We start from the raw sequence: 6,476 nt of genomic DNA on the forward strand, positions 1-6,476 counted from the left end.
TTTTAGGATTATGCGTTAATACTTTACCTTTGTGTTCGTTGGTCTTATTAATTTTTTATTTGCATGGATGTTTCAAGCATTGGTAGTTCATCAATCAATTCTTACTGTAAAAGTCTGACAAAATACTCTAGACGCGTCAGTCGGGAAGTTTTTATTGGAGAGATTCCCATGGGGGGGGGGAACCCTATTCGTATCCAATCAATGACAACCCCAGATACGATGGACACCCAAGCTTCGGTGGAGCAGATTCTGAGAATGGTGGAATCAGGGTGTGAGTATGTTCGTCTTACTGCTCCAAGTATAAAAGAAGCTGAAAATTTAGCTCAAATCAAGAAGGAACTCCGTAAAAGAGGTTGCCAGGTTCCATTGGTTGCCGATATTCATTTTACTCCCAATGCTGCAGAAGTTGCTGCTAAAATTGTGGAAAAGGTGCGGATCAACCCGGGGAATTATGCCGACAAAAAACGGTTTGAAACTATTGATTATACTGATGAAGCCTACCAGGCTGAATTGGGGCGAATCAAAAAGCGGTTTAAACCTTTAGTAGAAATTTGTAAGGAATATGGCACGGCCATGCGGATTGGTACCAATCATGGTTCATTGTCTGATCGGATATTAAGTCGTTACGGAGATACGCCATTGGGCATGGTGGAATCAGCCCTTGAATTTGTTCGAATTTGTGAGGAAATGGATTACTATGATTTAGTAATCTCCATGAAGGCCAGCAATACACAAGTGATGGTGCAGGCTTACCGCCTATTAGTGAATAAATTGGAAGAAGAGGGCTTGCAACCATATCCTTTGCATTTGGGAGTAACGGAAGCTGGTGAAGGTGAAGATGGGCGTATAAAATCAGCTGTTGGCATTGGTACTTTGCTTGAAGATGGTCTAGGAGATACGGTTAGGGTTTCCTTGACCGAAGAGCCGGAAAAGGAGGCTCCAGTAGCAAAGCTTCTGATCGACAGATATAAAAACCGGACTGCTCATGAAGAGATCCCTCCAATTTTTACAAATCCTGTTGACCCTTTCCATTATGCCCGCCGAAAATCCAGAGAGGTACTTAATATTGGGGGTAATAATGTTCCAAGGGTTATCACTGACCTCAGTCATATTTCTTCCTTGACAGAAAAAAACCTAAAAAGTGTAGGACATTTTTATTTACCGGAGTTGGATAAATGGAAGATGAACGATTTAGGTTGTGATTACATTTATACAGGGAATCAGCCGGTGGATTTTATGCTACCAAATGGATTGAAAGAGCTTATCAACTTTAAAAGCTGGAAGAACTCTGATGATAAGGAAAATAAGTTTCCAGTTTTTCAACCTGAAGAGTTGTTGGAAGGGTATGAAAAGCACCATTCACTGAATTTCCTGTTGCTGGATGCCGGTAATTTTCACCAGGCTATTTGGGAAGTAATTAAAAGAGACCCATCTCTGGTGGTATTATTGGATACCCATAACAAACATGCGATGCCAGCTCAACGCAGGCTCTTTTTTGAGTTAATGATAGAAGAGTTGACAGTTCCTGTTGTGATCGTGCGAAAGTTTGGGAAATTATCGGAAGATCAACTACAAATTGATGCTGCTACCGATATCGGGGGCTTGTTAATTGATGGTTTCGGGGATGGAGTGATGTTGTCAACAGAACACTTAGTTAAAGAACAATCAAAAACCGAACAGCTACAACAAGTTAAAGTATACAATAACCTTTCTTTTGGGATATTGCAGGCTGCAAGAACTCGAATGTCTAAAACGGAATATATTTCCTGCCCATCCTGTGGGCGTACCCTTTTTGATTTACAGGAGACTACTGCAATGATTAGAAAAAGAACCGATCATTTGAAAGGAGTAAAGATTGGTATTATGGGATGCATTGTGAATGGGCCAGGAGAAATGGCTGATGCAGATTATGGTTATGTAGGGTCGGGAAAAGGGAAAATTACGCTTTATCGTGGACAAGAGGTTGTGAAACGTAATGTTGCTTCGGAAAATGCGGTGGATGAATTGATTGAAATTATTCGGGAAGATGATAACTGGACTGAACCGGAAGCCGTTGAATAATTGGCTAATTGCAATTTTGGACACGACATAAAATGAATAAGAAAAGAAAAAGTACCATGGGTGAATTTTTTGGATTGGGAGAACTTTTTGGTTATTTCTTTAGAAAGAAAGATTCTAATCGGCCCAAAAGCCTGTATCTTAAAATGATGCATGGGATAAACCGTTTTTCTATTATTGTATTTCTTTTGGCCCTGATTTACCTGATTTTGAAAAGACTCATCTAATGAACATAGAGGAATTTCGACTGTACTGTTTAGGAAAAGCCGGAACCACGGAAGAGTTCCCCTTCAATGCAAGTGCTTTAGTTTTTAAGGTAGTGGGCAAGATGTATGCGTTAACAGATATTGATCTTTTTGAAAGTATAAACCTGAAATGTGATCCTGAAAGGGCGCTTGAATTAAGAGAAAAGTATCCTTGTGTTAGACCTGGCTATCACATGAATAAAAAGCATTGGAATACCCTTACCTTAGATGGGACAATGAGCGATCAGGAAGTTTATAAATGGATTGATCATTCCTATGAATTGGTGGTTGCCAAACTCCCTAAGGCCCAAAGAGAAAAGCTTAACACTGAATAAACCCCTTCCTCAAGATTTGTTTTCCGGATTCCAAAGTTTGTTAGAATATATTTCTTCTGCCAGTTGGTGTGTAACCTCTGCAATCTTTTGGTAATCAATCTGAGCTTTATCTATTTTTTTGAAATCTTTTTCTGCTTGTGTCAGAAAATGAGAAGTTACCACTGGTGCTATCCGACAAACCAATTGTTGGTAATAGGGGTCTTTGGAAGGATTGATAAGTGGGTCTTTACTATTTTTCATTGAGGATGAAAGAATTCTACACAAATTTTAAACGGCTTCAAAAGACATTTAGGTATGGGAGGTCATTTCGAACTTTGTTGGAGAACAAAAGTTATCTAGGAAATGTTTTTTCATCCTATTTGAGTTGGAGATATTGTTTGTATTGTAATTAAGGATAATACTGATGGTTTCAGAATCATTTTTGGGTTATCAAGGTTGGCCTTAATTATGAATTTCAAGAACATTTGCATATCTGGTAAATAATTGTTTAGAAACTTTTCCATTATGAACACATTTCTAAAGAGAGGCGTATGACCATGTACTTTCATTGATTGTTGATTTTATTTATTGTGTTTAAGGGAGAAAGCTAAAAGGTTAAGGCTTTTTGATTATTTAGTGGATTAAAAGATAGAAGCTATATTTATAGTTGATAGTTAGAATATTTTAAAAAATAGGTTTGATTTGTTGTGAAGAAAATGGGTAATTATTTTTTAACTTTAGCAGTTTGTTTCGGGTAATTCTTTGAATTAAGATATTCATGTGAAATTTTAAAATGGTCATAAACTTCACTTTTCAGGGCCTCTCTTATTTGTGGAGGGATTAAGGAAAGTTTTTTCCTGTGGGTGTTAATGCATATAATGAGAAAAGGAACTATCAAATATATTATCATCTTTTCCGTGTTTAGTTTATCGGCCTGTAGTGATCGTGTGGTTTGTCCGGCTTTTCAAAGTGCCTTTATTTTGGATAAGAAGGACCAAAACAATTATTTTTCCACTTTTGGTCCTGACTCATTACCTAAAGGTGATTTTATTGTTCATAAGGATAGAAGAGGCTTAGTGAAGGAAAAAAAGTTTTTCTTTTTTAAGAAAAGGGAAAAATACAAAGGACCTATGATTGCTATGAATACCATATACCCTTCCTCCCCAACTTCTAGTCTTGATAGTTTATCCCTTCAAGAAATAACTAATTGGGGCAGCTCGGATAATTTAAATGTTAATCTATTAGTGGAATTGGGCGTATTATCTTCTTATAATCGGGATCAAAAGGTCTATGATGAAATATTTGGAGAAACTCTAGTGCCGACAACTGCACCATTACCTAAGAAGAAAGAGAAAAAGGGATTCTGGAGAATTTTTAAAAGAAAGAAAAAAAGGGATAATGGGGAACTACCTGAATCTGAAACAATCGAAATAAAAGAAAATCAAGAATTGTCTGAAGAAGACCTTTAAAATAGAAGGCGAACTTGAGCTTTGGTTTCTTCTTTACAGATAAGTTTAAAAATTGGATTGTATTTGAGGAAATTAATTTTGACTTTTCTTTTCCTATTTTTCAATTTGGTGCTTCAAGGTTCTGACCCAGAAAATCCAAAATATATGTTTTGAGAAGTGACCTAATAGATAAAAATGAATTATTTCCACGGTTAAAATTCTTGACCTGCAATTTTCAATAAAAATCTTTTAATTTCCCTAATGGAGAATGGTTTTAAGCCCTAAATGCTTATTAAGAGGGCTTGAAGGAAGAGTTTGTGAGAGATAGGAAGGCGCTAGACAAGTCATAGCGCCCACCCAAAAAAACAATATGATTAACAATTAATTATTTTACAAGAATTTTGGCTAAGTGTTGGTCATTGCTTTCTGTAATTACCTCTATAAAGTACATTCCTGTTTTTAAGTTGCCCCTATAAAAGATGAATTCAGATGCTCCTTCCCTTGGTTGTTCAAATACTTTGATAGTTCGTCCATCCATGGCCAGTATTTTAATACTGGCGATATCATCACCAAATTGATTTAAATCAATTTTTGCCTGTCCACTTACAATTGGGTTAGGATTAACTTGGAAGTACCCCAATTTATCCGGTGTTCCTACCTCCAGTAATAAGTTATAACTGGAGGAAGAAGTTCTAACTTCTACTGTATAACTACCCCTTTTCAAACCATTTCGTTCTATGGTTAAGGCATCGGTATCGCCTACATTGTCATATTGCTGCTGTTTGTTTCCCTCACTATCGTAAATGATCACTTGGTCCACATATTCATCTAATAGGGAAAGGTCAAGGGCTGTGGATTTTATCATGGGGTTATTTACGAAGGGGTCGTATTGTTCGTGTTTCAGGTAATCTAATTCTTTGATAATTAATAAGTCTTCGTATTTATTCTCTTCTCGATCTGTTAAAGAAAGACGATACATGCCGGGCTTCAAGCCTTTTTTAGAAATCGAAAGGTTCTCCGATTCATTTTGCAGGTTATCAAATTGTTTTATTTTATTGTTGTCCATATCGTAAATTTCGATTTTTTCAACCTTCGAGTTTTCATCCTGCCATTTAATTTCAGTTTCAAAAGCAGTACTACGCATACGGATATTCATGTCGGATAATTTTACACTTCCTCCTTTTTCCATTGATCTTATGATGTTGGAAGCAATAGGCAAGCAACGGCTGCTTCTTTGATTAAAATCTTCTCTGGCACCAAGAATCGTTGTAATAGAAGCTTCTCCATGAGGGAGCAATCCAAATAAACCGATATCTGTGCTTTGTAGTTTGGCAATTTCCCAAAATTGCCACCAAGGGAATTGGTCCCTCTGTGCTTCTTTGGCTAATAGGCTACATTCGTAGTCCACTTGTTCATCGGCCGTAGTGTAATAATATTCTGTGGGATACTGATTTTGCCAGTTGTAGTTATCACTTAGGCTAAGGCATTGCCTGAGTGGATTGTCCTTATTATCTCTTATTTCCTCATAAACCCCAGGTAAGAAAAGCTCCGTCCAAGGAAGAGGAACCCAATCAACTTCTCCTGTTTGTCCTAAAATATGGGTGTTGTACAAGTCTACGTATTCCGGTTTTAAAACTTCGCTGATGTCAGTATATAAGTTTCCATAGTTTTGTTGGCAGGTGGCAATAATGTATAGGATATATTCTCTGGTGGGGTATTCAGGGTTGTACATAATGAAATCAAATTCCGTTCCCGACAGGTCGTAGGGACCAGAACCAGGAGCAGCATATTTTACATGAAATTCATCGGAGTAGTATTCCTGAATTTCTTTTAGGGTGGCAATGCTTGCATGGCCTCCCTGGGAGTACCCAGTAAGGAATACTTCTTCATTTAATTCTTTACCCAGAATATTACTGAGCTCCCTTGCGGCTCGCATATTATCGATGGTTGCCGCAGCTCCCGTTTTGGAATCTACGTAAGGGTGGAATCCGGGGCCATCACCTAACCCAATATAATCGGGAGCAACCACCATATAACCACCACCTGCAAAGACCACTGGATAGGCAAATTCAATGCCCTGTGCTCCACTCATTCTGGAAGGAACCATATCCCGGTCAAAAACTGTCCCATGGTTATAAGTAAGCATGGGTAAAGAACAGTCTACCTTAGGAAACAAAACAGCACCGGAAGCTAATATGGGATTTCCATGAAAATCTTCGGTTTGATAATTAACTTTGTAAATTTCAATAGGGCGGTTGATCTGGGTGACTAAATCAATGATAAATTCAGGTAAATTGAAACCAAGTTCTGCCGATGCCAAGTCATTTACAATGTCAGAAACATAATCTTCCGCTTCCTCTTCAGACCAGTCTGCAAGTAATTCATAAGAAATTAAATCCCCCCTCTCTTGG

6 protein-coding genes are annotated in these 6,476 nt (G+C 37.7%); 4 read left to right on the top strand and 2 right to left on the bottom strand.

Translation table 11 applies throughout. From position 1 onward, the window contains the following. Positions 1–63 precede the first annotated feature (63 nt). The 3 genes from ispG to E1171_RS10130 are packed head-to-tail and all read left to right on the top strand — an operon-like array spanning position 64 to position 2,638. On the top strand, positions 64–2,061 hold the full coding sequence (ispG, locus tag E1171_RS10120) for a (E)-4-hydroxy-3-methylbut-2-enyl-diphosphate synthase (protein WP_155205887.1): 1,998 nt from the start codon (positions 64–66) through the stop codon (positions 2,059–2,061). Positions 2,062–2,093: 32 nt separating this feature from the next. Then, positions 2,094–2,285 (top strand): DUF6728 family protein, encoded by a 192-nt coding sequence (locus tag E1171_RS10125; RefSeq protein ID WP_155205888.1) that lies wholly within the window; start codon positions 2,094–2,096, stop codon positions 2,283–2,285. Next, positions 2,285–2,638 (top strand): MmcQ/YjbR family DNA-binding protein, encoded by a 354-nt coding sequence (locus E1171_RS10130; RefSeq protein WP_155205889.1) that lies wholly within the window; start codon positions 2,285–2,287, stop codon positions 2,636–2,638. The genes E1171_RS10125 and E1171_RS10130 overlap by 1 nt, the downstream gene beginning before the upstream one ends. Positions 2,639–2,647: 9 nt before the next feature. Here E1171_RS10130 and E1171_RS10135 read toward each other — a convergent pair whose 3' ends face one another. Next, positions 2,648–2,878 (bottom strand): hypothetical protein, encoded by a 231-nt coding sequence (locus tag E1171_RS10135; protein ID WP_155205890.1) that lies wholly within the window; start codon positions 2,876–2,878, stop codon positions 2,648–2,650. Between the two features lie 617 nt (positions 2,879–3,495). Between E1171_RS10135 and E1171_RS10140 the strand changes: the two genes are divergently transcribed. After that, positions 3,496–4,086, top strand: coding sequence for a hypothetical protein (locus tag E1171_RS10140; protein WP_155205891.1), 591 nt, complete (start codon positions 3,496–3,498; stop codon positions 4,084–4,086). A 364-nt stretch (positions 4,087–4,450) separates the two neighbouring features. Here E1171_RS10140 and E1171_RS10145 read toward each other — a convergent pair. Then, positions 4,451–6,476, bottom strand: a 2,026-nt coding sequence (locus E1171_RS10145; RefSeq protein WP_155205892.1) for a T9SS type A sorting domain-containing protein, incomplete at its 5' end; no start/stop codon positions are given.

The organism is Xanthovirga aplysinae, from assembly GCF_009711365.1.
GTDB lineage: Bacteria > Bacteroidota > Bacteroidia > Cytophagales > Cyclobacteriaceae > Xanthovirga > Xanthovirga aplysinae.

Excerpts from the sequence above, each read along its gene's own strand:
- E1171_RS10125 (WP_155205888.1), top strand. The coding sequence starts at position 2,094 with ATGAATAAGAAAAGAAAAAGTACCATGGGTGAATTTTTTGGATTGGGA.
- E1171_RS10130 (WP_155205889.1), top strand. The coding sequence starts at position 2,285 with ATGAACATAGAGGAATTTCGACTGTACTGTTTAGGAAAAGCCGGAACC.
- E1171_RS10140 (WP_155205891.1), top strand. The coding sequence starts at position 3,496 with ATGAGAAAAGGAACTATCAAATATATTATCATCTTTTCCGTGTTTAGT.
- E1171_RS10135 (WP_155205890.1), bottom strand. The coding sequence starts at position 2,878 with ATGAAAAATAGTAAAGACCCACTTATCAATCCTTCCAAAGACCCCTAT.
- ispG (WP_155205887.1), top strand. The coding sequence starts at position 64 with ATGGATGTTTCAAGCATTGGTAGTTCATCAATCAATTCTTACTGTAAA.